General features: G+C 41.0%; 22 protein-coding genes. 15 read left to right on the top strand and 7 right to left on the bottom strand.

The window, feature by feature from the left end; translation table 11 throughout:
• Window positions 1–233: 233 nt before the first annotated feature.
• Entirely contained in the window at window positions 234–677 is a 444-nt protein-coding gene (locus BLQ13_RS16190; protein ID WP_139168909.1) for a hypothetical protein, read from the bottom strand.
• A gap of 461 nt (window positions 678–1,138) precedes the next feature.
• On the opposite strand from BLQ13_RS16190, the gene BLQ13_RS16195 reads away from it, so the two are divergent.
• The 6 genes from BLQ13_RS16195 (at window position 1,139) to BLQ13_RS16220 (ending at window position 8,102) form a co-directional block, all read left to right on the top strand.
• Window positions 1,139–1,609: a hypothetical protein gene (locus BLQ13_RS16195; RefSeq protein ID WP_090921910.1), complete on the top strand. Its 471-nt coding sequence runs from the start codon at window positions 1,139–1,141 to the stop codon at window positions 1,607–1,609.
• A 51-nt stretch (window positions 1,610–1,660) separates the two neighbouring features.
• Window positions 1,661–2,617, top strand: coding sequence for an SHOCT domain-containing protein (locus BLQ13_RS28905; protein WP_139168910.1), 957 nt, complete (start codon window positions 1,661–1,663; stop codon window positions 2,615–2,617).
• 52 nt (window positions 2,618–2,669) lie between these two features.
• Window positions 2,670–3,161: a hypothetical protein gene (locus BLQ13_RS16205; protein WP_090921912.1), complete on the top strand. Its 492-nt coding sequence runs from the start codon at window positions 2,670–2,672 to the stop codon at window positions 3,159–3,161.
• A 97-nt stretch (window positions 3,162–3,258) separates the two neighbouring features.
• Window positions 3,259–4,761, top strand: a complete 1,503-nt coding sequence (locus BLQ13_RS16210) for a hypothetical protein (RefSeq protein WP_090921914.1) — start codon at window positions 3,259–3,261, stop codon at window positions 4,759–4,761.
• Window positions 4,758–5,288: a hypothetical protein gene (locus BLQ13_RS16215; protein WP_090921916.1), complete on the top strand. Its 531-nt coding sequence runs from the start codon at window positions 4,758–4,760 to the stop codon at window positions 5,286–5,288. The genes BLQ13_RS16210 and BLQ13_RS16215 overlap by 4 nt, the downstream gene beginning before the upstream one ends.
• Before the next feature lie 3 nt (window positions 5,289–5,291).
• Complete coding sequence (locus tag BLQ13_RS16220) at window positions 5,292–8,102, top strand: AAA family ATPase (protein WP_090921918.1); 2,811 nt, start codon at window positions 5,292–5,294, stop codon at window positions 8,100–8,102.
• 458 nt (window positions 8,103–8,560) lie between these two features.
• On the opposite strand, the gene BLQ13_RS16225 is transcribed toward BLQ13_RS16220, so the two are convergent.
• Window positions 8,561–8,815 (bottom strand): helix-turn-helix domain-containing protein, encoded by a 255-nt coding sequence (locus tag BLQ13_RS16225; protein WP_090921920.1) that lies wholly within the window; start codon window positions 8,813–8,815, stop codon window positions 8,561–8,563.
• A gap of 162 nt (window positions 8,816–8,977) precedes the next feature.
• Here BLQ13_RS16225 and BLQ13_RS16230 point away from each other — a divergent pair, with 162 nt between their 5' ends.
• From BLQ13_RS16230 to BLQ13_RS16240, 3 genes are all read left to right on the top strand, one after another.
• Window positions 8,978–9,163 (top strand): hypothetical protein, encoded by a 186-nt coding sequence (locus tag BLQ13_RS16230; RefSeq protein ID WP_090921922.1) that lies wholly within the window; start codon window positions 8,978–8,980, stop codon window positions 9,161–9,163.
• A 36-nt stretch (window positions 9,164–9,199) separates the two neighbouring features.
• Window positions 9,200–9,505 (top strand): hypothetical protein, encoded by a 306-nt coding sequence (locus tag BLQ13_RS16235; protein WP_090921924.1) that lies wholly within the window; start codon window positions 9,200–9,202, stop codon window positions 9,503–9,505.
• A 773-nt stretch (window positions 9,506–10,278) separates the two neighbouring features.
• Entirely contained in the window at window positions 10,279–11,244 is a 966-nt protein-coding gene (locus BLQ13_RS16240) for a CPBP family intramembrane glutamic endopeptidase (protein ID WP_090921926.1), read from the top strand.
• Between the two features lie 111 nt (window positions 11,245–11,355).
• Here BLQ13_RS16240 and BLQ13_RS16245 read toward each other — a convergent pair whose 3' ends face one another.
• On the bottom strand, window positions 11,356–13,035 hold the full coding sequence (locus tag BLQ13_RS16245; RefSeq protein ID WP_090921929.1) for a type 2 periplasmic-binding domain-containing protein: 1,680 nt from the start codon (window positions 13,033–13,035) through the stop codon (window positions 11,356–11,358).
• 356 nt (window positions 13,036–13,391) lie between these two features.
• The gene (locus BLQ13_RS16250) at window positions 13,392–14,999 is read right to left on the bottom strand and encodes a response regulator transcription factor (protein WP_090921931.1); all 1,608 of its coding nucleotides are present in this window, start codon (window positions 14,997–14,999) and stop codon (window positions 13,392–13,394) included.
• A 219-nt stretch (window positions 15,000–15,218) separates the two neighbouring features.
• On the opposite strand from BLQ13_RS16250, the gene BLQ13_RS16255 reads away from it, so the two are divergent.
• Complete coding sequence (locus tag BLQ13_RS16255) at window positions 15,219–16,319, top strand: alpha/beta hydrolase (RefSeq protein WP_244159341.1); 1,101 nt, start codon at window positions 15,219–15,221, stop codon at window positions 16,317–16,319.
• Window positions 16,320–16,546: 227 nt separating this feature from the next.
• Here the strand turns inward: BLQ13_RS16255 and BLQ13_RS16260 are convergent, their stop codons facing one another.
• Window positions 16,547–18,358, bottom strand: coding sequence for a sensor histidine kinase (locus BLQ13_RS16260; RefSeq protein WP_090921933.1), 1,812 nt, complete (start codon window positions 18,356–18,358; stop codon window positions 16,547–16,549).
• Between the two features lie 458 nt (window positions 18,359–18,816).
• Here BLQ13_RS16260 and BLQ13_RS16265 point away from each other — a divergent pair, with 458 nt between their 5' ends.
• From BLQ13_RS16265 to BLQ13_RS16285, 4 genes are all read left to right on the top strand, one after another.
• Window positions 18,817–19,674 carry an ABC transporter permease gene (locus BLQ13_RS16265; RefSeq protein WP_208606800.1) on the top strand — a complete coding sequence of 286 codons (858 nt, stop codon included), beginning with the start codon at window positions 18,817–18,819 and terminating at the stop codon, window positions 19,672–19,674.
• Between the two features lie 19 nt (window positions 19,675–19,693).
• Window positions 19,694–20,566 (top strand): carbohydrate ABC transporter permease, encoded by an 873-nt coding sequence (locus BLQ13_RS16270; RefSeq protein WP_090921935.1) that lies wholly within the window; start codon window positions 19,694–19,696, stop codon window positions 20,564–20,566.
• Window positions 20,567–21,327: 761 nt separating this feature from the next.
• On the top strand, window positions 21,328–21,975 hold the full coding sequence (locus BLQ13_RS16280; protein ID WP_090921939.1) for a hypothetical protein: 648 nt from the start codon (window positions 21,328–21,330) through the stop codon (window positions 21,973–21,975).
• A gap of 90 nt (window positions 21,976–22,065) precedes the next feature.
• Window positions 22,066–22,884, top strand: coding sequence for a GNAT family N-acetyltransferase (locus BLQ13_RS16285; RefSeq protein WP_167375761.1), 819 nt, complete (start codon window positions 22,066–22,068; stop codon window positions 22,882–22,884).
• 75 nt (window positions 22,885–22,959) lie between these two features.
• Here the strand turns inward: BLQ13_RS16285 and BLQ13_RS16290 are convergent, their stop codons facing one another.
• Window positions 22,960–24,261 carry a DNA recombination protein RmuC gene (locus BLQ13_RS16290; protein ID WP_090921943.1) on the bottom strand — a complete coding sequence of 434 codons (1,302 nt, stop codon included), beginning with the start codon at window positions 24,259–24,261 and terminating at the stop codon, window positions 22,960–22,962.
• A gap of 423 nt (window positions 24,262–24,684) precedes the next feature.
• On the opposite strand from BLQ13_RS16290, the gene BLQ13_RS16295 reads away from it, so the two are divergent.
• Entirely contained in the window at window positions 24,685–25,326 is a 642-nt protein-coding gene (locus BLQ13_RS16295; RefSeq protein ID WP_090921945.1) for a FusB/FusC family EF-G-binding protein, read from the top strand.
• A 249-nt stretch (window positions 25,327–25,575) separates the two neighbouring features.
• Here the strand turns inward: BLQ13_RS16295 and BLQ13_RS16300 are convergent, their stop codons facing one another.
• Window positions 25,576–26,172: an NAD(P)H oxidoreductase gene (locus BLQ13_RS16300; RefSeq protein WP_090921947.1), complete on the bottom strand. Its 597-nt coding sequence runs from the start codon at window positions 26,170–26,172 to the stop codon at window positions 25,576–25,578.
• Window positions 26,173–26,370 lie beyond the last annotated feature (198 nt).

The raw sequence follows: 26,370 nt of genomic DNA on the forward strand, positions 1-26,370 counted from the left end.
AATAAAATCCAACTGCACTATGCTCGATAGGGATGCTTTGCAAAAGAGGAACATCACTTAACATCATATACATGTTGCGCGGTCTTGTATTCGCAGGTATGCATGATCGGAAGGCTAAGAATGTGCAAGAAAAAAAGAATCGGTGAACCGATTCTTTTTTTCTTAAGGCGTTAAAAATAATTTTCAAATGATAGCAGAATCTACATCAATTTAACCGAGTAGCTAAACTTATCTCAATCTTGCACTTCATGATAATTACCAGTCCATGGATCAAAAACGAATGAAGTTACTTCTGAATTTTTTTCCACTGAGAACATATAACCTTTTTTAATTTCATTAGATTCATCTTCAATTAACGTATTCTTTTGCTTATTAACCACATAAGGCTCTTCTAAATTCTGAGTGACCTTATCTACCGCACGTTCATACGTGTATTGAGGAAGTGTGGTTATAGTATAAATTGGAATAAATATTAAAAATAGTGTTTGTAACAAAAGTACTATTTCTTTACGTTTTTTACTTAGTTGAACTTTTAAGAAATAACTCAGCACCATGAAAAAAACTAACACCCCAATGAAAGGAAAAAGATCTAAAATATTATTGTAACGATATTGTAAAAAAAGTAAAAAGGACACTTCTATCAGACAAGCAATAATTATTAGTCTTCTATACATCATATCTCCTTTGAATAAGTAGTTGATGCCAACATTAATGACATCAACTTATCTTAGATATTTATTTTGTGGATTGTTTCGACATATCCTTAGTTAAGAAGCATGCTCCGATTATGCAAAGATCAGTATTACTTCTTCCTTCGCCTTCAACTCTAATTGATACCCCTTACAAAAGATATTTCAAGATGCTATATCAATAGTATCTTATAAACTTGATTGAATAGGCTTAAAGTTCTAAAAATAGTTCTTTTAGCACAGGGAAACTCTTCGCAAATGTCACAAAATGGGTTATTATCTATGTAGTTAAGGAAAATATAGTTTCTAATAGGATATCAGAACATATTGATTAGATATAGTCTAGAGTTCAGAACTCTGACTCCACAGAAAGTTTATTCAAGAAGTAAGGTGAGCAAAGTATTCATCTGATGTTGCTGAATAGGAATGTATCGAGGGGGAGATAGAACATGAGGATTACAAACAGATCTTTTTATCATGGAGTAGCATTAGCAGGAATTACTGAACATGAAAACTTTACTTCAATTAATAGAATATCCAATATTAATTCACTACATGCCTATCAATTAAATCATGATAAGGGTTTGTATATCAAATATACAGCAAAAATGGGGAATTCGTGGAGGTTTACTTTTACGCCAGAACATCAAGTTGAGGTAACAAAAGTATTTCAGCAATTTCCAATGAATACATACTTAATATTTGTTTGTGGTGAAACAGGAGTTTGTATAGTTGATTTTGAAACATTTGAATCATGCATAGACTTGAACCAGTTAGAAAGCGAATGGATAGAAATATATAGACCGGAGGGCGGGAGTTTTAGAATAAGGGGGGCTGGATCGGAACATAAAAGAGCGATACCTTTGAACAATTTCCCTAAAATCTTATTTGAGAAATCTATAACTTTCTTGAAAAAGTAGTTGAAATAGAATTAAGACCAACTCGTTATTTAAAAAATGGGAGTGATAATTATGTCAAAAGAAGAAAAAGCAAACTCTTTAGAAATGATTGTAGTTAATGCATTGAAGGTTCCGGGAGTTAAAGTAAATCGCCAAGAATTTTTGACACAAATATTAGCAAGTAAAGTAAGTAGCAGTGAACTTCTAAATGCTCTGGATAAGGGGCCAGTTGATGCGGGGATTTCTGTGAATTTACTAAATAAATTAGCAAAGAGTCATATTGAAAAAAGAACATTGCAGAGCACAGGAATTTCCTTTGCAACAGGACTTCCTGGGGGAATTGCAATGGCGGCAACTATACCAGCTGACACTTTACAGTTTTTTGGAGTAGCACTCCGACTGGCGCAAGAACTGGCATATTTATTCGGTCATGAAGATTTGTGGGGAGAGCAAGGAATAAACTCAGACAGAGTCAAATCAGAGCTAATAATTTTCCTCGGAGTAATGTTTGGAGTGGGTGGTGCCAGTTCTGCTCTTAAAATAGTATCAGCAAAAGTAGCGCAGCAAACTTTGAAAAAACTTCCACAACGTGCTTTGATGAAGACAATTTACTATCCTATTGTGAAAAAAGTAGCTGCCACAATAGGTGTTAAAATAACTAAGAAAACTTTTGCGCAAGGCATATCTAAAGCTATTCCCGTATTAGGTGGTGTGATTTCAGGTGGTATAACGTATGCCTCCATGAAACCTATGGGGAATAGACTACGTGACGAACTATACAAAGTAGCATGTAACTACTCAGAGAAGGATTTTGTGAATGATATGGAAAATTTCAAGAAAGAAGTTATTGATATAGGATCAGATGAAGAAACAGAATGGACTGAAGTAATTTCAGCAATTCAAGAAGAGCCAGCAAAAAAAGTCGAGAGCGTGGCTGATGAAATTTTGAAATTTAAAAATCTGGTAGATTTAGGCGTAATTACAGATGAAGAGTTTCAAAAGAAGAAAAACGAACTTTTGAATATGTAGAGATTACTGTTCGATAATTGAAAAATAAAATAACCTCAATTGGAGTGTGTGTATGAGTGGATCAAGGTGGTTGTATATAAGTAATGATCTGAAAGTCCACAAAGTACCAAATCCTAAAAATAGTAAGTTTAAGCCTATTAAAGAGTTAGCCGGACAAGAGGTACTCAAAGTTCTCCTATACTATGAGACGTTTGAAAAGAAGCCATCAAAATTATTACTCCTAGAATTTGATAGAGTAACTTTAGATTCAGAAGGTTCTTATGAATTAACTCAAAAGGAAATGGAAAAGGCGCTGTATAACTTTAATCAATTCGGTTTTGCAACGCCCGAAGAACTTGCTCAGCAAGATGAGCCTTTATCTTTACCTCTAGCTCCTGTATTGCCGACAGATCAAGAAAAAAAGACACTATATAAATACCTGAAGGAAAATATAAATACGCTATCACATGATGCACCATACATCATGGAAGAAAGAATCAGTGCTCTAAAACGAATTCATAAAGAGCACATAGAATTAATAAAGAAAGCGGTCAAGTTAAAATAATTAAACTTACGCATAATAAGTTTTAGTAAGCCGTTAATGTTATTTTTATATTCTTCCGTTGAATTTGAGGTTAGATATAGAGAAGGTAGGGCTTGAAATGAAATCTACTGATGTTAAACACTCTATAGCGGGATTCTACTTTCAACTTCTGATAGCCTGCTATGAATTAGTGAATGTTTATGAATATGAAGATGCTTACGTAGGTGTAGAATGTGATGCAGATGTAAGAGTAAACTATGGTAACGATCAATTTATTGAAGCTAAATTTTATAGCGATGACTCTTTTACTCGTAATCAAGAAGCTATAACCCATACTATTTATAATTTTTATCACACATATAAGAGAACAAAAACAAGTGGTACATTCCAAATAAAAACGAATGTGCCGTTTGCTACTTCTGATTTTGATTTTTTTAATAATTGGAATACGAAAAAGTTTGATATCCCTAATGAATACATTAATTATGTGAAGGATTGTTTGGTGTACGAATATGCCGATAAAAAGGAGGGTAAAGAAGCTTACGAAGTGTTTAAAATGTCCTATAAGAAATCTAACCCTCAGCTAAAAAGACCTCAATTTAAACGCGCCTTAATTAATCACTTACACTTATATCCAGATGAATACAAGAATTTCTTATCTGAAAATGTGCTCATAAGCGATGAGGAAATTTTAGAATTTGTTAAGTTAGTTACCTTTGATACTCCCAGAAAAAAAGTTGATAAATTCAGCAGTATTTTAGCTCTTAAAGAGAAAACTGAATATCATTTGTCAGTTCATTTTCCTGGACTGAGTAACTTTGAATATGAAAATATTAGATTTCTTATTATGAATGCTTTTTTGGATACGACAGTGGATACAACTTCATTCATTTTAAAGACAAGTTCGATTAATCAAATCGTAGCAAATCACACTGAATCAATTCAAGAACTGTTTAACAAAGATGTTTTGGCTAGCTCTATTAAAGATATTGAAATTGAATTAATTAAGTATGAACTGCTTCTAAAGAGAAAAGGGCACTCTGATAGTTTAGAGCGTATTTTAAAAGTAGTAGGCACATGCACTGAACAGTGGGTTCATGGAATGAAAGAATATGGAGTAACGCAGATGAACAGCCGATATCTAATGGGATCTTCTCCGTCATATGCGCTTAACATACTGGAATTATTTAAAGCAATGGGAGAAATATATGCTCTATCGGAAAAAGAGCTAGGAGATATAGATCTATTTGATCTTGAAGGCATTAATAATGTATCGTTTTCTGAATATAAAGGATTTTCTTTGAAAACTACACATCATGCTAGTGATAAGCAAGATGAGCAAATGTTAATAACTGCTTTTATCGAACATACTCTAAAAGATCAACATCTTATGAAGGCTATAGGTGATGAGACCATAATTTTTGATGCTGATTGCAAAATATGTGATCCAGAAAGATTAAATATAGAGGACATAGTTATGGATATTTCAAAACCCTACGGAACTATTTTAAACCAGGAGTTTTATCGCTCTTTTCAATATAAATGTATACGATGTGTAAGATTGCTAACCCACGATGCTGATTGTCCCTTTACTAAAAGTTTTAAGGAAGGGCGGATATGATGGATATTATAATGAATGAATTAGGAATAAAGGATTTCCTTCTTTATGAAGAACTGCCTTCCTGTAGAATAGGTAATCTAGATAAAGATAAAATATTAGTTATTTGCTTAATAGACGAGTTATCTCAAATTGATGATATCGCTAAAAAATTACCCAGTCTAAGAAATAAAATGATGATGCGAATGAATAACCCAAAGAATATTGAAGTCGTTGAAACTAAGATACCGATCTCCAAATTTTTGTGGGATATGTATATAGTAGCTCTTCATCAATATAAGGATGAAAAGAGTTGCTTCAAACCTGCAGAAATAGCTAAATATGAACGTGATAGATTTATAGCACGAAAAATTATCATCCAATACGAGCACATGGAGGAATTGAAAAGGAATTTTGTTGAGCTATTATTTCCAGAAAGAATATTGGATAGCTTTTCAGTTTTAGAAAGTCTAGATAGCGAAAAGATAGATTTTGAAGAAATTAAAGAATTACTTCAAAATATTGAAAATGTAGTAAAGAAGGAGGGGTAAACGGTGTATCTGTCAAAAGTGAAAATAAAAAATTTTCGTGGATATGGTGAGAACGAAAGTTCTTCAGATCGTTGCTTTGTTTACGACGAACTGGACTCTCCCTTGGTAATATTTCATGGATATAATGGGTTTGGAAAGACATCTTTTTTTGAAGCAGTCGAATGGTGTTTGACAGATAACGTTTACCGCTTGGAAAAATTTTATCAAGAAAAAACTTATCAAGCTAATGAATTAAAACGAAGTCATTATTTGAAATTTTACCATCCTAAACATGGAAATATTGAGCGTAGAGAGATATTCGTTGAATTACTATTCACTAATGGGTTACGTATTGTCCGGAAAAGCACTAACAATGTACTTCGTACTACAGAAAGAGACACAAGTTATTTATCTAAAGTATATATGGGAACAAGTGATTTGGTTGAAGTAACTAACGAATTAGTGTTGCACCAGTTTATTCTAGAAACGAAGGATAAAGAAGCATTTTTTCATACTCATATGTTAGGACAAGAAAGTATAAGTGATTTTTTGAGAAATAATTCACCAGCGAAAAGAAGAGATATTTTCATGCATCTTTTACAGGAAGAAGAACTCAACAATGCTTACCAGTCTCTGAGTAAATATCAAGCAAAAAATAATTCGTTAACAATTAAATATAGTGAGTTAAGTAAAATTATTCAGAATCTTCAGAACTTCAAAATTGGAATTACAGATTTTATGAAAAAATTAAATTTTGAAGATATGGCTCACTATATAAGAGCGATCAATGAAGATTACAATAAAATTAAACTTATTTTATCACGTAGTGATATTAAAGATTTAGAGTATAATTTTTCATTGTTAATGATTGAATCAAACATAGGCCTTAACAATTGTATTAAATATCTGCAGACGGTAAGTGTGGAACATCAAAGAGTTAGTCTATTTCGTAACGATTTGAACTCCAAGTATGAAGAGTTGTTACGTCTCAGTAAGCGATTTGAAAGAGCATCTTTATTGGAGGAGGCAAAAAAACATTTACAAAGATCAGAAGCAGCTAATCGTATAAAGCGAGAAAACAGCAATTTATTAATGAAAGAAAGCGATGAAATAAATCGACAAATTATTACAACTGAAACAGGTGTGAAATCCATCCAAAATAAAAAGGAGTCCCTTGCAGACTATAAGAATGTATTCACTTTGTTAAGTAGATTTATTTCCAACTTCGATGTTAACATTCAGTTTTGGAAAGAGTGGAGTGAAGAGGAAGAAAAATGGAATAAATTTATTCTTGATTTTTCATCAGAACTTAACATTAATTCGAAAACATTGGAAATTGAGGATATAAACAAAGAATGGTTTCGCGAAGTTGAAGAGCGATCAAAAAATTTACAGAGAAGAAAAAAACAATTAAAAGAAAACTTAGAGGCGATAATTTCACAGAAAGATTCTGTTTCTCAGCTGAATAAACAATACCAAGAAGCTTTAAATCACGTTAAGAAGATGGTTAATGAAAATTTCCTAAGTATTGATAAATGCCCAGTTTGTTTGAATGATGACTTTTCTAATTCTAAGTATACTAGTTTAGAAGGCTGGGAAGATAGTTCTACTACAGCTGAGAAGCTTGTTTTGATAATTGATTCAACTTTTTCTGCAGGTAACGAACAGATTGCTCTTATAAATAGTAGAGAAAAAAAGGTTAACGATAATATTCGTGCACTTGACTATCAATTTTTAAAAGAAGTAACTGAGCCTTTGAATTTGCGATTGGAAAGTATAATGACTAAGTTTAAACAGCAATATGATGATGTTGAAAAACAACTTAATAAGGATTTGAATACTTATTCTGAACTAAAAAGTTCTTTGATTCTCAAAAATAATGATATTAAAATACAAATCAACAGGATTCAGGAGTCCTTAATAAGTCTTTTCGGGAGTGAAGTGAAGCTTGAAGAACTTGAAGCATCTTCACTTGATGATATTATTTCTAAATCTGAAGAATGGTTTACTCTAAATCAAAGTTTACTTGGTTTTTCTAGTAATCTGACATTTAGTGAAATAGAAAGTGAACTTACTATGCTCAGGGAACAATATCTTAATGGCAAAGATTATGCCATAGTGAAAAAGAACATGGAGTCTATCAAAAGTAAATTTGTTGTTATTGATGATCTTATTGGGTCTATGAAAGAAATCCTAAATAAGAAGCTTCCAGATGAATATGAAGCTGTAATGATTCGATATGAGAAACTGGAAGAAGTAATAAAACAATATAATGATGAAAAGCTACAGATTGATTATTATCGGACTGAGGTAAATAAATGGCATGGAAAATTACTTGGAAAGCAAAGACAAATTGTTAAGGAAAGGTTAGAGAACCATCCCATAATCAGTTGGGTATATGAAACAATCAATCCGCATCCATTTCACAAAAGATTACACATTACAAACACAGAGCGAGGAACTAACTTTATAGGTGAAACACAACTTGAGGATAAGGTTGATCTCTATCTTGATCAAATATTTAGCGCTGCCCAATTAAATATTCTGGCCTTAAGTATCTTTCTTGGCTTAGGTCTCACTCAACGATATAGTCAGCTTCAACAACTGTTCATGGATGATCCTATACAGAGTATGGATGATGTTAACATTCTTGCTTTTATTGATGTGTTACGAGCCATAATGGACTCCAGATATAGTAATAAACATATAGTTGTTTCAACACACGATGAAAATTTTGCTCAATTGCTTTCTATAAAAATGAGAAATAGAAAAATGGTTCAGTATAGGATTGTTGGATACACTGAAGAGGGGCCTCAAATTGAAAAGATACAGTAGACTCTTAGCTGGGGTAGATAGGTGCTCGTCTGTGATATTTAGGATTGTGTCTAGCTAATAACGATATGGCAGGCTACGAGTCGTTGTAGATGCCTCTAATGTTTTTTTGATAATGCAGATATTCCAAAAGAGCATCCTTCATTTGGATGCTCTCTTTTTGTTAGATATTCTTTCTAGAGCCAATTGCTGTAGTTCAGCGCGATCGTTTTTTAACGTTGAAAAGGAAAAAAGTATCGCTAGTGGATGCAGATGTTCAAGGGAACTTAACAAAATCCTTGGGTAGGCGAACTAGACATTAAGACTACTCAAGGGCTATTGGAACTTAGAAGAGATTATAAGAAGGATATTTCCAAACGCTTTATTTTTATCGTGAATGCTACTATTCGAAGTGTACAATCTCAATTATGTAAAAAAATGTAATATTTTCATAATAGGTAGTTATGCCTTAAATTATGTTGTCACTTTACTCGTTCTTCCCCAAGTAAATACCCCACAGAAACCTCCAATGCCTTGGCAATAACCAACACTTCATAATCTTGAACGAGACGATATTGACCCTCCAAACGTGAAAGACTAGTCTGACTGATATCCAGTCCCAATGTTTGCAATCTGGCGAGGAATTCACGTTGTTTGATTCCTTTACTTTTACGGATGGCTACGACTCTGGAGCCGATAATATTTTTGTCGCCAGGTGGTTCTTGTCTATGCTTCATTATGTACACCTCTCATTTCAACCAAATTGTATGAGAAATAATGGTTGTTTTAATGCGGATATCGAATTAAAATAAAATAAACCGATAATCGCATTAAAATAATGCTCACATCTAGCATTAACAAGACATGGCGCAATTTAGACCCATCAGAGAGGTGCATGTATGAGCCGGTTGCTTGACTTATTGGAAGAGGAACGGCGCAAGCTTAATCAGCTTGGAGAGGCATCCTTGAAGCAAGCGATTCCGTTGTGGGACAATCCAGCGGTTCAGGAACAGAGCCGGAGGGTGGATGAATTGGTGGCACGAGTTAGTGAAACGAGGGCGAGACATAGCCGAGTTGTACGGTAATGAGCGAAGTACATAATGCGTGGGGGAGGAGAAGCTATGGATTTTCCGCCGTGGATGCAGCGAGCGATTCAGGCAAGGCTGGATGAGGTGACTGCCCGGATTGAGCATGATCCTGAATTGAGTCGTGTACGTGGGGAAACCGACGAAGCGTTTGAAGCTTTGTTTGCTGGCAAGGATGTCGAGCAGACATCTGAATATGCTGAATGGGAGAATCTTTATATTGTCAGCAAAGGCATAGAGAATGAACGGTTGTACATGCAGGGGCTACGAGATGGTATTCAGCTAACGGCTTCCTTGTTAGGTCAATCGATGTTGGTGGAGAGAGGGAATGAATCTGACTAACGCTAGTTGATTTATGCACTTAGCAGTGTGAAAGGCCCATGCATGTTTACATAGCTTAGCTTGGTACACATGCACGGGCTTGATCCACTAACGCCAACCCATAAGTCATGGGGGAGCGCCCCCGCTCTACACTTAAACCCCGAGCCGAAGTGTGAATAACTCGCTTCGGCTCGGGTTTTAATGCTTTACTTTTCCAAACAATAAAATCTTACTTTCCACTCACCGACTTGAACCAATCATTCACCTCTTGGGTGATCTGGGACATCACGACTTTACCTGCATACCGGTTTTCTGGTTTCTCAAAGTTTTCAATCAGGAGAAAGTCATCAAGAGTATGAATCAATTTAATAGAATGTAACCATCTAAGCCGGACACTTTACAATTAATCGATAGATGTTGGAGGAGAGAAACACGAAAAAATAAAAGTGTATATGAGCATAAGAGAAGTGATTGAACAAATATGGGCAAAATTGATATGATTAATATAAAGTTGGAATAAGCAACTTCTAGCCCAATTTTTGCTACTCATTGTAATAATGCTTTGAAAAAAAGTAAGCACAGGGGTTCGAGGAACTCCGAATACACATCAGATTCCAAATCCACTCTGGTGGAGTATGGATCTGTGGAGGAGGGAGAGTAGACTATTTCTTTGGAGTTATTGAAGCAGTTTGTTTAGAAACAACTAGTTCATCTATAAGAATACATAAGATAAACAGGATGTTATGTAAGGCATAGTTTACGGTAATGGGAATGCGAGATTTTTCAAAAGAGGAGTGATTAAGCTGCTTTCTTTCTTCTATCAACGATATAAAACGTGGTTTTGGTTTGTTTTGTTTTTGGCTTTTGGGTCAGGTGCGGTGTCCAAATCGTTTCATTCCTCGTTGTGGGAAGTGCTGCTCAATGCTAGTCTGGGGTTAATATGTCTTGGAGTATTTATTGTCTTTCTTTTTCGTAAAAATGCAATCGCGTCTCCGACTACTACCCAAAATGGTCGGTTAGTTGTAACTTTCACCATCCTTGGCGTCGTTGGGGGAGCTACTATTCTACCTTATATGATAGGAACCGTAGGAACTCAATTGACTGAACAATTCAGCCTTCCTCTGTATGGGATCGTTATTATTACGATTTTGAATGTCGCATTTATGTCTTTTATTGCTAGTACGGTCGGACTCATTTTAGCCGAAAAAGTTCAACTTGGTGTTCCTATTTTAAGAAGATTATTATACTCAGGCAGGTTATCAGAAGTTTCAAAACAGTGGATTATTATTGCGATATTGGGTAGCTTCATCGGAACTTTTGGCATTGTTATGCTCGAAACGTACATATTTCAACCACATATGCCACAATTACCGTCAACTCCAACATTGGCATGGTGGAAAAGTTTACTGACTATTTTTTATGGTGGAATTGTCGAAGAAGTTCTTCTGCGTTTATGTTTAATGACGGTACTAGTATGGGGAATGGTGAAGATAAGTAAAACTCAAGCAAGCATTCCTGCGGCTATATACTGGATCGCCATCATTATGTCTTCTGTATTATTTGGGTTAGCACATCTGCCAGCGACTGCGAGTTTGTTTGGAGAATTGACTCCAATATTAGTGCTTAGAGCAATTATAGGTAATGGAATGTTAGGAATTCTGTTTGGTTATTTATACTGGAAAAAGGGTTTAGAATACGCGATTCTTTCTCATATGTCAGCAGATTTTTTCCTTCATGTCATTTGGGCATCTTTAGTATGACCGTTCTCCCGATTAATCAAAAAAACAAGCCGCGGCGTTAAAACTACACGCCTTGGCTTGTTTTTTGTTTCATTTATTTTGCCTAATACTACTTTTCCAAAAAACAAATTCTTACTTTCCACTCACAGACTTGAACCAATCATTCACCTCTTGGGTGATCTGGTCGCCGCCGTTGGATTTCCAGTTGGCTACGAATTGGTCGAATGCATCGATTGGCAGTTTGCCGTAGATGATTTTGTTGAAGGTTTCGAGCTCGGACTGACGGAGCAGGTTCCACTTGGATACCATGGTTGGTGTGGCTGCGCCTGTGAAATAGTTTTGTTTGCGGATGTCGATCTGGGACATCACGACTTTACCCGCGTACCAGTTTTCCGGTTTACGGAATTCAGCCATTTGTTTCTCGTACGGTGTTTCAGGCTTCTCGCCGTTTGCGAGTTTCACGAGTGTTTTCATGTACAGATCCGGAATACGTGCCGGGCCGGTCAGGAACGGGAATTCGTTGGAAAAGTCTTTGATCTTCTCTTTGTCACTGGTCGGTTTACCGTCTATAACATCCCAGTCGTAGCCTTTCGCAAAGCCGTACTCGTACGGGCTGCCTGCTTTCGGGTTCGCGAGGTTTTCCAACAGATAGTTGTAGTACAGGAAGATCGCTTCCGGGTGCTTCGCATCTTTGTTGATCATGATACTTGCGTTGACACCAGAGTTCTGCCATTTCGTACCGATCTTGCCGTCTGGACCAGCTGGAACAGGGTAGGCTTTGTATTTCGCGCCAGGTACGTTCTTCAGCAGGTCTGGAGCAGGCCAGTCCGGTACCCAGTTTGCGCCAGGCAGAATGCCGGCTTTGCCAGCCGTCCAGCTTTCGGCGGATTTACCTTCGTCCCACAGCGCGGAGTCGGCGTGGATATATCCTTTTTCCATCCATTCAGCCAGCTTGGCAAGGGCTTGTTTTGCACCTGGGTTCACGGAGCCGTACTCCAGATTGCCGTTTGCGTCTTTGTTCCATTGTTCTTCAATTGTGCCGTATGCACCGAACAACCAGTCGAGTCCACCCATCCAGGTGTTGGTGTTATTTTTCAGCGAGATGGCCAGCGGGAATACTTTGTCTGGAGACAGGCCGTCCGGGTTCTCGTTTTTGAATTTGTCCATGATGTTCTCAAGGTCTGCGATGGTTTTCGGCGCTTGCAGGTTCAGCTTCTCCATCCAGTCCTCACGGAGCCAGAGCAGGGTATCGTCGTTATCCGTGTACTCCATGATGGGCATGTTGTATTTTTTGCCGTCTTTCGTGAACGGGTACCACAGCTCAGGATGTGCTGCCGCGTGCTCTTTCAGAATCGGGCTTGCATACTTCTCGAACAGCTCATCAATGGCGATGAATTGACCGGAGTCGATCAGCTGATTCGTCAGTACCGCGTTCGTTGGCACGGTTACGAAATCAGGCAGCTTCTCGCCAGACGCAATTGCCAGCTGCAGCTTCTGTCTGTATTGATCGTCAGTGGCTGGATACCACGTATCTTTGTGCTTCATGCCCAGCGTTTCGAGCATCCAACGGTCATGTACGTTGTTCTCTTTGGTATCGCCATGAGCGTATTTTTTCGGCATCAGCACGGAGCTGAATTCGATGGGCGGGTCGTATTTTCCTTTGGCAAACGCCGCTTCCGCTTCCGCAGAGCCGACAGCCTCTTGTGTATCATTCGTGCCTTTCTCACTGGCTGACTCGCCACTGCCGCATGCAGTGATGGTGATGAGTGCGATGACCATGAGCAAGGACCACCATGTTTTGAATTTGATCATTGTTCAATCCCCCTACGATGTATGATCTTTACACTGTAACTGTACCAAGAGGAGCAGGAGGGCATCTATATGAGTTTGTTAGTTTCGATAGGACTCTATTAGTGAAAGTGTAAAAACTTTGGTTTTCGCAATCTATATAAGTTGAACTAAAAAATTTACACAATCCACTACGATGACAGAACAACCTTCCAATCGCTGTTATCCCCAGATTTTTTAATTCCCTTTTTAAAGGGGAAAATCCGGTGATAAAGGCGACCGCTTCGCTTTCCAGGTTTTTTCTGTCCTCTCCGTTCTCGTGTAAATGAATAGTTTAACTTTCTATAAGTAACGTAATCCAAAGCGAACCGCTATTCATATTAATGCTGGTCGCGGTACTCTTGTGGTGTCACGCCGAATTGCCGTTTGAACACTTTGATAAAATACGCCGGGTCCATATAGCCAATCTCCAAGCTGATCTCATATACTTTCTTGGTTGTGGTGACCAGTTTGTGGCAGGCCCGATCCATACGCAGACGCGCGATATATTCACTGATGCCTTCGCCAGTCTCGATCTTGTAAATCTTGGACAGATGCGTTGGATGCAGGTTCACATGATCTGCAAGCACACGTAAAGACACGTCCAGATGCAGGTTTTTATCGGTAAACTCCTGGATCTTCTTCACGTACTCGGATCGGGTATCCTTGACTTCATTGGACGTGCCTTCCTTAAGTTTGGCGAGTACGCCGAGCGACCATTTGCGTAGTTTGCCGATGGTGGAGAAGACTTCCCCACTCTGTAGTTGCTCGATCTCACTGCCCATTAGCCCTGCCAGAGTGAGTTTGTTCCGATGAGCCAGGTTCGTGAAAGCAGCGGTGATGAGAAACCCCGCCTCCATACAGTGTTCCCATGATTCCGACCATTTCTCGTCCAGTTCGGCGCAGACGGCACGTATTTTATCTTCGGCGGCATCCCATTGTCCGCTTTCCAGTAGCTGAATGAAGGTAGGCGGTGTGTACAGCACATCCAGCGGACCTTGTGCCGCTGGTGCTTCGACATCGGTCACCCGCATGACGAATTCACGCTCGTCCCCGACGATCTGGCGGAAATAGGCGGAAGCCTGACGGAAGCGATCATAGATCTGTTCCGGGAAGGTGAACCATTCGGTCATGACTATGGAGAGGGAGCCTTTCAGAAACTGTTTTACTTTGGATTGAAGCTGAATGGAGAGCTTCTCCAGAATGGTTTCTTTTCCAATATCGCCGCTTCGTTCCTTCAATTGCAGTAAAAATACGACATACCCGTGCTCTTCCTTCACACCCCACACGTGCATAAACTCACCCATAATCTCCTCCGCCATGTTGATGATGGCATATTCGATCAGGGTCTGATCATGGCTGTCATAGTGGCCGAACTCATTATCCATGCGTACCAGCATCAGCGCAGCATCCCCGGTGTGGAAGGGCAGGTCGTAATTGTCCAGTTTGCGCTCCCATTCGCTGGCGGAGAACCGAATTCCCTGTAATGCTTCCAAAAGTAGGCGTCCACGCAAATGCGGCAAATTCTCGCGCAGGGTAAACTGCGTCCGCGATAGGGAGCTGACAAGCGCCCATTCATTGTTAAGCTGATCGATGGCTTTCTGCACGGCGCCGATTAGTTCGTCATCTGTTGGCGGTTTGAGCAGGTAGTCCACGGCTTCGTACTGGATGGCTTTCTTGGCATAATCAAATTCGGAGTAGCCGGATAAGAGGATGCATTTTATTTTTTTGTCCCGGATGCGGATGCGTTCGATCAGCTCTATGCCTGTCATTTCCGGCATCTGAATGTCCGAGATCACGATATCAATCGGATGGGTTTCAATGAGTTGCAGTGCTTCACGAGCGGAGTATGCCCGGTGAACCTGTTCGATCCCGAGCGTATGCCAGGGTTTGGTCATGGACAGGTTATCGACCCAGTGTGCTTCGTCGTCTACAATGATCATTTGCATGTTGCTTTGTCTCCTTGCTTGAGGGTTTACACGCTTCTAAGCTGACATGTGTTGCAAGCAGTATATCACACCCCAATCCGCTTCTCTATGGAAACAGTTCCGTGCACATCTGCCTTTGAAAAAATGGAACGAATATTGAATATTTATGAATAGTATTCCGATATATAGGGTGAAATTGCAATTGCTAAACTCCTCCTTAGAGAAGTAGGATGAATATGTATGAACGGTAAATCAGCAAGTGGCAATCTTGAAGCCGATGAGGAACTACAGAAATACATAAAGAAAAAGATGACAACGACGAAGAAGAAAAAGAAAAAGAAAAAGAAAGAGAAGAAAAGAATAAGAAGAGAAAACGTATCATTACGGGGGGATTATGTGAGTACAACAAATCATTTTAAGTTTAAATCGGACGAAGGAACTCGAATCCATGTGTATAACTGGCTACCTGCCAGTGACACTCAGGTCAAAGGAGTAGTACAGATCTGCCACGGCATGGCGGAGACGGCCGCTCGGTATGAGCGTTTTGCACTCGAACTGAATCGGAATGGATACATCGTTTACATCCACGACCAGCGAGGGCATGGCAAGACGGCAGAGGTTGTGGAGAACCTGGGTCATCTGGCAGATCGCGATGGCTTCGAGTGGATGGTGCATGATCTGTATAAACTGACTGGCATCATTAAGAAGAAGTATCCTGAACTCCCTTTATTTCTGATGGGGCATAGCATGGGTTCTTTCGTAACGCAGCGGTATCTGATGCTCTATGGCGAAGAGCTGGATGGGGTTATCTTGTCAGGTTCTACGCTGCATGTACGCTTTATTCTTCATGCGGCTGCGCTGTTAACCAAAGAAGAGATTCGTCGCCGCGGCAGACGTGTACCCAGTCACCGGATGAACAAGCTGTCCTTCGGCAGTTACAATGATGCGTTCAAGCCTGTCCGCACCGAGTTCGACTGGCTCAGCCGGGATGCGGAAGAGGTGGATAAATATATCCGTGATCCGTTCTGTGGAACGGTATTTACGGCAGGATTTTTCGCAGACTTTTTCACTGGACTCAAGAAGCTTGGGATCAAAAACAATCTGAATCTGGTGCGCAAAGATCTGCCGATTCATATCTTCGCTGGAGACAAGGACCCGGTAGGCAGCTTTGGTAAAGGCATTATCCGGCTGTACAACGCCTATAAACAGCAGGGCATCGATAACGTGACCTACAAGCTGTATCCGGGCGGGCGGCATGAGATGCTGAACGAAACGAACCGGGACGAAGTTACTGCGGATATTGTGAGTTGGTTGGATGAGCGGATGAGCAATAAAGTATAGACGTAGTGCAAATCGAAAAGAGAAAGCAAGAAGATAGCGAAAAGTGTAGCAAAGAGGATACGAAGAAAATACCAAGAAGAAGGAAAAAACGCCTTTACCGCCGCCACAATGAGCGGTTGGAAGGCGTTTTTTAGTGCGTACATTAGTGTATGCAATCGTTACCCAAGGACATTGAGCAACAAATGCGGCGGTCCAGGGTAACGGATACTAGGTTAATCTGTCTTTATCTATCCGCCTGAGTCGTTCCCAGGTTCCTTGTCAGCTTCTTCGCTCGGAATTTCCCAGACGATTTCGGTGCGGAAGCCGCCGAGTGGAGATGGGCCGAACAAAAGATAGGAATGGTTTCCAAAGGTGTGAATCATACGCTGATACGTATTCCAGAGACCGCATCCGACTTCCTCTTGTAACGGCTCCAGCATTTCTTGGTTCAACGCTTCGTACTGCTCCGGCGTGAGACCGGGGCCGTCGTCATCGATATAGATTTTGCCAAAGCCATTCACACTCTCCCCGGTAATACGAATCTCCCCGGATGTATACGATTTTCCGACACCATGGATCACCGAGTTCTCAACCATCGGTTGCAACATTAGACGCGGCACCGACTGGGCAAGCATATGCTCCGGAATATCAATGTGATATTCGATTCGGCCGTTGCGTAGCTTCTGAATATCCAGATAGTTAACGAGCAGCTTGATCTCTTCCTGCAATGAAGAGGTTTCCCGTTCCATCCTGGTGGTGTAGCGATAGTATGCACTCAGGTTATGCGCCATAGATACCACGGCTTGCTCGTCCTTCATCTGCGCCATGTTGATGATATAACCGAGACAGTTATATAGAAAATGCGGGTTAATCTGTGCCTGGAGCTGCTTGAGCGTCGCTTCTCTGGCTCGTATTTTTTCCTGAAAGACATTTTCGATCAGGTCCTGAATCTGGTGAGACATGTCGTTGAAACGGTGGAACAAGAATGAAAACTCATTCTGGTTGTTGCTGTGCAAACGCACGGAGTAATCCCCTTGCTGTACGCGGCGCAGACCTTTAATCAGTTTCTGGATGGGGTACTGCACATTGCGATAGAGCAAGATGGACGCGGAAATACCCACAACAAGCAGCAAAATCATACAAACATAGAACAGATTCTGACTCAGCGAGATCGGCTCCAAAATCTGATACAGCGGCACGACATCGACCAGATGCCAGTCCAAATACGTGGATTTGACGGTGCTGACAAGATAGTTTTTGCCGCCCAACTCCACGACATCCTGTGTTGTATCTTCGAGCGAGTGAGTATCCAAATAACGGATCAGGTCACCGGATAACTGCTTGTCCGCGGTGCGGTTCAGAATAGGGGTGTTACCTTTGTGATAAAAGAATGGGTCACCCTGTCCGCCTGCTTTGTACGTGTCGAGCATATTCTGGATGTTCTCATGACTAAAGCTGGCTTCAATGACCAGATTGCTGCCCGTGAGCATTCCTGGTTGTGCTAATGAATCGGTATAGAACCAGTAAAAGGATTGCATCGCGTCTTTCGAGTCGGTGGAATGATCCCCGTAGGTCCATTGTCCGCTCATATTTTTTTTCAAATACGCCTCATCATAACCCGTATCGCGGGTGTAGTTCGCAATCACCTCTTTGTTCTGCTGGGAGTACACCGCGTAGCGGGTAGGCCAGAGATCGGTTACGCCGGTCTGGAGCGTCATTTTCTCCTGAATGATGTATCTCGTCTGCATCTGGTCGTACTTATCCTGCCACAGGTTCAGACCGTTGAAGGCACGCACATTCGGATCACGCGAGAGAATAAGGCTGAAATCCATCATCTGATTGATGCGCGAATCGATCTGGCTAGACAAAAACGTGAGCTGCTTGGTGTTCGAGACCTGCAGTTCTTTGCTGACGACATCGTACGTAACGTTGTTCGAATAGGTGTACATGATCAGAATCGGGATGAACAGAATGATGATTAACAGGTTGATTTTGGCGAAAAGGCTGAAGCGGGATCGGATTCCTTTTTGAAAAACGTTAAAGCGCTCCCATGTCTGCATAAAAAGTCTCCCTTATATTCACATCTAACTATATTGTTGAACGTTTTTATTTACACATGTAACGGAGAGGACAGAAAAAACCTGGAAAAGCGAAGCGCTCGCCTTTATCACCGGATTTTCCCTTTAAGAAGGGAATCAAAAAAATTTGGGGATAACAGCGATTGAAAGGTTATTCTGCCCTCGGAGTGGCTCGTGTAAATAACACGATTAGTTCACCAATATAGACCAAACTAACAAAACCCTATCCACCCTAACAATGTTATATAGTCAGACCTCGGAATGGCTTGATACTATTTATATCAGAGAAGCCCAAGACACACAAAAACTTTTTTTGGGAACAGGAGAAGGTTCATATGGAGGCTAAAATAGAGGGTCAACGGCTACCGCAGGCGAATGTCGGCAATAAGCTGGAAAAAAAGAAGAAAAAACGTTACAAACAGCCGTGGATATTGCACTTCATGGTGCTGCCAGCGGCCATTATGGTCTTTATTTTTTCATATATTCCGATGTCAGGTATTCTAATGGCCTTTCAAGATTACAAACCTGCGAGGGGGTTCACGGGTTCAGAGTGGGTGGGGCTGAAGCATTTCGAGTATATGTGGACCAATGATTATTTCCTGCAAATTACGTGGAACACACTATTCTTTGCCTGCTCGAAAATCATCATGAACCTGATCATTCCGTTTATCTTTGCGCTATTGCTCAATGAGGTACGGAAGATGGCGCTGAAACGTACGATCCAGACACTGGTGTATCTGCCGCACTTCTTGTCCTGGGTGACGCTGTCCGGTATTCTGATCGACATTCTGGCTCAGACAGGAATATTGAATCAGTTTCTGGTGTCGGTATTTGGCATCAAACCGATTTTCTTCCTCGGGGACGGCAATTGGTTCCGGTTCACCGTCATTATCAGTGATGTGTGGAAAGAGTTTGGTTTTAACACAATCATTTTCCTTGCAGCACTGGCGGGCATCAACCCGGCTCTGTATGAGGCGGCTGAAGTGGATGGGGCGGGGCGCTGGAAACAGACGATGTATATCACTATTCCGGCACTCATTCCCATCGGAATCGTTATTGCTACGCTGGCGCTGGGCAACGTGCTGAACGCCAACTTTGACCAAATCTTCAACTTGTACAGCCCATTAATCTATCAGCAAGCGGATATCATCGATACGTTTGTGTATCGCGAAGGTCTGCTGAGCGGACAGTTCAGCTTTGCAACGGCGGTCAATCTGTTCAAATCGGTCATCAGTCTGATCCTCATCGTGATCTCGTACCGACTGGCGTATCGTTTTGCCGGATACCGAATTTTCTAAGAAAGGATGATGATGAACCATGTATCATAAAACGTTACCTTATCGCATTTTCAGCATCTTCAACAATGTGTTTCTGACCATCCTTTCGGTGCTCTGCTTGCTGCCGCTGTATCACTTGCTGATGGTTTCCCTCAGTTCGTCCGCCCCTGCGAATGCAGGGCTCGTGACATTCTGGCCAATTGGATTTACGTTCGAGGCGTACGCCAAGACGTTTGATAACTCCAACTTCTTGTCCTCGCTCTGGGTATCGGTGGAGCGGACGGTGCTGGGCACCGGGCTTGCACTCATCGTCAATACGCTTGCGGCGTATGCTCTGTCGAAGGAGACACGTGTGTTCCGCGCTCGTAATGTCTACTTGTGGTATTTTGTGATCACGATGCTGTTCAGTGGGGGGCTGATTCCAGGATACATCCTCATTCTGAAGCTTGGTCTGATGAACACGCTGTGGGCGCTCATTCTGCCAGGTCTGGTGGCGGTGTTCAACATCATTCTGTTGTTGAACTTCTTCCGCACGGTGCCGAAAGATCTGGAGGAGGCCGCATTTATCGATGGCGCAGGTCATTTCCAGTCGTTTATCAAAATTTATTTGCCCGTGTCCGTGCCGGTTATTGCTACCGTGTCTCTGTTCATGATGGTGGGGCACTGGAATGCATATTTCGACGGGATTATCTACATCCGTGATTCGGAAAAGCTACCTCTGGCGACATTTATGCAGACGATCATCGTGCAAGGCGACATGACCAAGATGGACCCGCAAGCGATTGCGAACCTGTCCCAACGGACCATCCGGGCGTCACAAATTTTCATCAGCGCCCTGCCGATCTTGCTCGTTTATCCATTCCTGCAACGTTACTTTGTAAGTGGAATTGTGGTCGGGGCTGTGAAGGAGTAGGGACTTAAGAATGTAATTGGAATGGCGTTAATTGTGATTGAGAAGTGAAATGCATGTGTAAACTTTTGTTTTCAAGTTATGTGAATGTAACGTGAAAAAGAAGCTGTCAAACTGGGGAAGGCCAGGGAGATAGCTTCTTTTTTGTAGTCTTTAACAGATTATCTTGTATTACGTTTCTTCATCCATATCTTGAAGCAACTATACACAGTTACGATGATGTTCAACAATAAGAGACCTGAGTATCCGTCCGTAAACTGTGTTCTCTCAATCCACTTGTTCACCATTTCTCCAGAACGAGCTTGTTTTGCTAAGTAGTTATTAATATCATTCGGATTTATTTCATCGATGTAAATGAGTGGGAACTCCATGCTATTGGGGGAGAAGGCTAGTGGTGGATAAAATTCCACCCATTTCTGGCCTGTCCATCGATCATATTTATACTTGAAGTCCGCGCTGGACGCAGATTCAAGATAGTCCCATCTCATAAAACCGAATAGGAGTAGAATACACAGTGTAAAAATGCTAATGATTATACTTTTATTATTCAAATGATCACATCCTTTTTTGGCGCGAACTATATGTACTTCAACTATTGAAACCCAATTGATGCTAATGGCGCTGTACCCGTTTTTATTTTACCAGTACTTCCAGTTATATGTAAGTAGATTCTCTCATGCTGAACTAAAATCTCTCCGGTTACCTTTATTTGAATAAAATGGTACTATAGGAAAAATAAAAATGAGAGGAGTGGGAAGCTCATTATGATGATGGATTCAAACTCATGGTCTGTGTGCATATCAAGCGATGTTGAGTTGAACTTTCTGGTATATGTCGCCAGAGCGTATGGCATATGTAATACGTATTTCCATGAGCACAGTACATGGCCTGACAGGCAGGTTGTTTTAGCAGATGAGTTACATCAGGAGTTTGAGACAAAGTGGCAAGATTTCTGGAAAGGCAGCATTCAACAAAAAGCGGAAGCAAAAATCAGGCAAACAGCAGTATCTAAATTTCGATCACAGGCCCAAGTAAAGTTTGCACACCTTAACCATAATCATATATCACCTTTTGTGCTTAATCAGCCTGAATTTGAAACCGTGGAGCACGATGGATGGAGAAACGCTTTGATCGAACAATGGCCATCCTTCATCCAGTGGTGGAACATGCCCGCAGGCGGACAAGCTGCGATGCATTACTGGGAAGGTAAACCGGATGTTATAAGGTATGTTAGGGAGTTTGAGATGGAAACGGACAGGAGAATTCAACCCTTTTATATGAATGTGGATTTAATCTATAACGGTCCAACTAGGCCGATTGAGGTTACGGATGAATACGTCATTATGCCGATCAGAACGGAATATTTGATGAAGAAAGACTGGTGGATCGAGAGATTTAGAGAGAAGTACTAAGTTGAAGTACTACGATGAACATATCCAAGAGCATGTATGGGGGAATATCTGCAAACAGAAAATAGACATATGCAAGAAAGAGGACTGGACATGAGAAAACTTGCATTCAATGAATATGAAGCAGTATTGCCTTTGCTGGAGACGATTCGAAATCAAGCCGTATATGCACTTTCAGTGATTGACGGCACACAGCAGGGCAGCGTATTTGTAAATGAAGGAAACCGAATCACCTCTGCATTTATTACAAGTAGTGGTGGTTTCTACGGTGTGGCTGGAGACGAAACGAACGATGTTTTTGTTCGGGATGTCATTCAATATATGAATGATGAGTCGAATCATCCTGATTTTTTTGCTTTGGGTGTCAATACTCAGGCTTGGGAGAACCGGATGGATGTCTATTCTATTCAACATTCCCGGAAAATCTCGCGTACATATTATCGTTTTAATCAAGGCCGTTTTATAAAGTCGTATGAGGAATTTGTTCAGTCTTATGGCAAGTCAGCTATAACTCCGCAAAAGCAATTTGAGTATTACCCTCTAGAACTCGATATCGCTACAAAATACAGAGAACATTTTTACCCTTATTATAAGCTTGTATGGCCATCTGCCGAGAAGTTCTGTGCCCATGGAATCGGACATTTTATTATGAAAGATAAAGAATTGATTAGTGTCTGTACTTCCCCATATGTGGGCGGAGGCTATGCTGAGATTGACATTATTACGGTTGTAGAGTTTCAGCGACAAGGGCTAGCGAGTAAGTTGGGCATACTTTTTATTCAGGACTGTCTAGACCAAAATCTTACTCCCAACTGGAGCTGTCATACCGATAATGCAGGATCGAACGAAATGGCTCAGAAATTAGGTTTTGAAAAGATAGGAGAACATTCGATGTATTGGTATCATGCATGATAGATGTAACTAAAAAAAAGGCGATGTTATCCCATATGTTCTGAGGGACATCGCCGAGTGTAATGTTCACGTTGTTTATTCTATGATAGCTTCTAAAAGGTTTTGAGATGACTCTGCACTGGGAAGTTCTTGAACGTTCCTTAACTTGCGCTCAATAGCACGGGTTCGAACGGAAGCTTGATCAATATGGTTACTAGCCTCTTGTAATTTTTTCTGCGTTTTATCCAGAATATCACCAAACTTCCCGAACTCTGTCTTAACCCCACTAAGTACCTGCCAGACTTCACTTGAACTTTTTTGGATTGCGAGCGTTTGAAAGCCCAACTGCAAACTGTTCAGAACCGCAGTCAGTGTAGTAGGACCTGCAATAACGACTCGGTATTCTCTTTGAATGCTTTCCCAGAGCCCAGGTTTGCGCAGAACTTCGGCAAAGAGTCCCTCAATGGGCAGAAACATAATGGCAAAATCCGTTGTGTTCGGTGGATCAATGTATTTATCTCTAATAGATTTAGCTTCATTTTTAATTTTGGTATCCAGAAGTTTGGTGTTTTCGCTGATGGCTTGACTGTTACCTTCTTCATAAGCATCCAGAAGTCGATGATAATCTTCAACAGGGAACTTGGAATCAATAGGTAAGTGTATAAATTGATTTTTATTATTCTTGTCAGGAATCTTAACTGCAAACTCTACACGATCGTTGCTTCCTTTTTTAGTAATTACATTTTTATCGTACTGCTCTACCGTTAGGGTCTGATCTAATAAATTTTCTAATTGTAGCTCGCCCAGTGTACCTCTTGTCTTGACATTGGTCAAAACTTTCTTTAAATCTCCGACACCATTAGCGAGAGTCTGCATCTCTCCAAGGCCTTTATGTACAAGCTCTAATCGTTCACTCACCAGTTTGAAGGAGTCTCCTAATCGTTGTTCTAAAGTTGCATGTAACTTTTCATCAACTGTGGCTCTCATTTGCTCAAGCTTCTGGTTGTTATCCTGCTGCAACTGCACTAACTTCTCTTCAACAGTTCCGCGAATACGTTCCAGTTTAGTTTCATTCATCGTGGTCATATCCGACAATCTTTTTGAAAAACTATCTAGTTGATTCTTTTGCTGAGAGGCAACTTCTCCAATCGTGTTAATTAGTGATTGATTCATGTTTCCAATAGATTTGGCGAGCTCTTCCCGATTCAGTTTAGCGGCTACATTCGCTTCCTGCCGAATCTGAGTGGATTGTTCTGCAAGTAATTTTCGGATCTCTTCTTTTGTTTTCTCTAACTCCATTCTAAGCTCGGTTTGATCATTTCCATTCTGTTTCCTCAGATAAAGAGCGACAATCCCCAACATGATAAGTACGTTTAGAACTAAAAGGGCAGCTTGCATACAATTCTCCTTCTTTCTTTAGATAAGCTAGATCAACCTATTCATTACATCTATACTTTTTCGTCATTTTTTGTACAAATCCTTTTTCGGTTATTAATGAAGTGTTAAATTTACCCGTTCTTAAATGAATTATAACTAGTCAGACATCCGAAGTGGGAATAATCAATCTCGTTGCCCCAATCCCTCCATTCCTGCTATAATTCCCGTATATCGACTGCATTGGGGGTTATGACGTGGCAATAGGGATGATGCCGGATTGCTCGTTCGCTAGAAAGCCTTACGCAAAGCCTGAATAGGGGCGGACTTTGTGTAGGGCGCGACAACATGAGATCGTGTGCCCTGAAATCAACACCAATATCATGGTTCAACCCGCAGGCTTTGCACCTTATTTGCTCGACCACTATAAATAAGGGGCTGAAGGCCATGCAAACACCATTTATTCATAATCATCAGTTCAACTATATCTATAAACAAGCCGAATTTCTATTGAAAACGCTGCGCTCGGTCGTGGACCTCAAAGTATTGGATACGGTCCGTTACACCGTCAGTACGAATGCCGTAGGCATCTTCGAGGATCTGACACTGGAACAAAAACAGCTGCTGGAGCAGCTATCCACGTATGCGACGCCGCATGACGTGCAACTCTATCTGAATCAGCTTGAAGACTATCTGATTCCATACCCACAGGTCACAGCTAAGCAGATTCAGAAGTTGTTTCCAAAGGCGAAGAAGCTTAAGCTGCCTGATTTGGAATCCATCGATTATGTACACACCACGTACCTGAGATGGATCGACATTGCGACCAGCCGCTTGTTCATCGTGTACCCGCACGAAGGCAAATTCCTCGGGATTGAGGGACGAATTACGCCCACGAATAAGAAGGGGTACTGCATGTTCTGTCATCGCCATCAGGAACTGGGGTTTTTCAACGTGAAGACCAAGGCACAGTCGGCGGACAATTTTGCATCCGTTGGCCAGTATGTGTGTATAGATGATAAGGCGTGTAATGAGAGCATTACGGATATCAGCATGCTGGAGAAGTTTCTGCTTGCAACGATGAAATAAAGCTGGAGATTCGTGTGTACAAATATAAGCAAACTGGTCAAACGACGTTAGTATCGTAAAATAGCACAAAACACAGGAAGGGTCGCTCAGTTGAGCGGCCCTTTTTGATGTGTAATGCCGGGTGTTTTACTTACCATAACCGCTCATGGCAAGCGGGAACGGGTGATTTATTTTACCAAAGGCGGAGCGGAATGTGAGGTGTTTATTTTATATCGTGAAAGCCACAGATGTACCTAACCATTAAACCATTTATTTTGCTGACTGTTCAGCAAATGCGCTGGCATAGTTAACGCCCAACTCGTACGCCTGATTCAGCAGTTCCTCATAGTGTTCCGGTAAGGCATCCACGGTTTCGTACAAGAATTCAACCTTGGAGCGAGACACACCGCAATAATCGGCGATACCGACATTGAGCAGGTTTTGGATGGATTCACCGTAGTTACGCTTATTCACCTGTTCTTCAGTCACACCAGCCAGGGCAATCCATATAATCTGCTCATGATGCAACTTGTTCGAACCATAGGCAAAACTGTTGTTCATGACGCGGTCAATATACCCTTTCAGCATCGCTGGCAGATGCCACCACCACAGAGGGAAAACAAAAGCAATTGCATCGTGTTTCTTGAGCCGTGTAATTTCCGTTTCAATCTGAGGGGAGAATCGCTGATTATCTTGCGTATAGTCAGGTTCATCTTCTGCCCGCAGGACCGGATCAAAACCAATCTCATGTAAATCCACGATTTCTGCTTGATGACCTGCTTCTGCTAGACCTTGAACGAAACGATCGGTGACCTGAAAGGTCAGGGAATCTTTGCGCGAATGAGATACCACTACTAATACGTTCATTAACAATCACAACCTTTCTGGAGCTTGGTTCGGTAGCCAGAGCTCCTCTGCTGATGCTATTATAAACAGAGTTGAAAACATCTGGAAGTACGCACTTTATTGTTCTATAGGGAGATGAAAGTACCCTAGGAGCATGAAATTTGAACGTGAAACTTAAATGTACCGACATGAGGCTCAGAAAGATATCGGAGGGAAGAT

This window comes from Paenibacillus polysaccharolyticus (assembly GCF_900102085.1).
GTDB lineage: Bacteria > Bacillota > Bacilli > Paenibacillales > Paenibacillaceae > Paenibacillus > Paenibacillus polysaccharolyticus.

Coding starts and splice junctions, on each gene's coding strand:
- BLQ13_RS16190 (WP_139168909.1), bottom strand. CDS start 677: ATGATGTATAGAAGACTAATAATTATTGCTTGTCTGATAGAAGTGTCC.
- BLQ13_RS16210 (WP_090921914.1), top strand. CDS start 3,259: ATGAAATCTACTGATGTTAAACACTCTATAGCGGGATTCTACTTTCAA.
- BLQ13_RS16300 (WP_090921947.1), bottom strand. CDS start 26,172: ATGAACGTATTAGTAGTGGTATCTCATTCGCGCAAAGATTCCCTGACC.
- BLQ13_RS16230 (WP_090921922.1), top strand. CDS start 8,978: ATGAGCCGGTTGCTTGACTTATTGGAAGAGGAACGGCGCAAGCTTAAT.
- BLQ13_RS16225 (WP_090921920.1), bottom strand. CDS start 8,815: ATGAAGCATAGACAAGAACCACCTGGCGACAAAAATATTATCGGCTCC.
- BLQ13_RS16265 (WP_208606800.1), top strand. CDS start 18,817: ATGGTGCTGCCAGCGGCCATTATGGTCTTTATTTTTTCATATATTCCG.
- BLQ13_RS16295 (WP_090921945.1), top strand. CDS start 24,685: ATGCAAACACCATTTATTCATAATCATCAGTTCAACTATATCTATAAA.
- BLQ13_RS16235 (WP_090921924.1), top strand. CDS start 9,200: ATGGATTTTCCGCCGTGGATGCAGCGAGCGATTCAGGCAAGGCTGGAT.
- BLQ13_RS16245 (WP_090921929.1), bottom strand. CDS start 13,035: ATGATCAAATTCAAAACATGGTGGTCCTTGCTCATGGTCATCGCACTC.
- BLQ13_RS16195 (WP_090921910.1), top strand. CDS start 1,139: ATGAGGATTACAAACAGATCTTTTTATCATGGAGTAGCATTAGCAGGA.
- BLQ13_RS16285 (WP_167375761.1), top strand. CDS start 22,066: ATGAGAAAACTTGCATTCAATGAATATGAAGCAGTATTGCCTTTGCTG.
- BLQ13_RS16255 (WP_244159341.1), top strand. CDS start 15,219: ATGAACGGTAAATCAGCAAGTGGCAATCTTGAAGCCGATGAGGAACTA.
- BLQ13_RS16270 (WP_090921935.1), top strand. CDS start 19,694: ATGTATCATAAAACGTTACCTTATCGCATTTTCAGCATCTTCAACAAT.
- BLQ13_RS16205 (WP_090921912.1), top strand. CDS start 2,670: ATGAGTGGATCAAGGTGGTTGTATATAAGTAATGATCTGAAAGTCCAC.
- BLQ13_RS16290 (WP_090921943.1), bottom strand. CDS start 24,261: ATGCAAGCTGCCCTTTTAGTTCTAAACGTACTTATCATGTTGGGGATT.
- BLQ13_RS16250 (WP_090921931.1), bottom strand. CDS start 14,999: ATGCAAATGATCATTGTAGACGACGAAGCACACTGGGTCGATAACCTG.
- BLQ13_RS28905 (WP_139168910.1), top strand. CDS start 1,661: ATGTCAAAAGAAGAAAAAGCAAACTCTTTAGAAATGATTGTAGTTAAT.
- BLQ13_RS16215 (WP_090921916.1), top strand. CDS start 4,758: ATGATGGATATTATAATGAATGAATTAGGAATAAAGGATTTCCTTCTT.
- BLQ13_RS16260 (WP_090921933.1), bottom strand. CDS start 18,358: ATGCAGACATGGGAGCGCTTTAACGTTTTTCAAAAAGGAATCCGATCC.
- BLQ13_RS16280 (WP_090921939.1), top strand. CDS start 21,328: ATGATGATGGATTCAAACTCATGGTCTGTGTGCATATCAAGCGATGTT.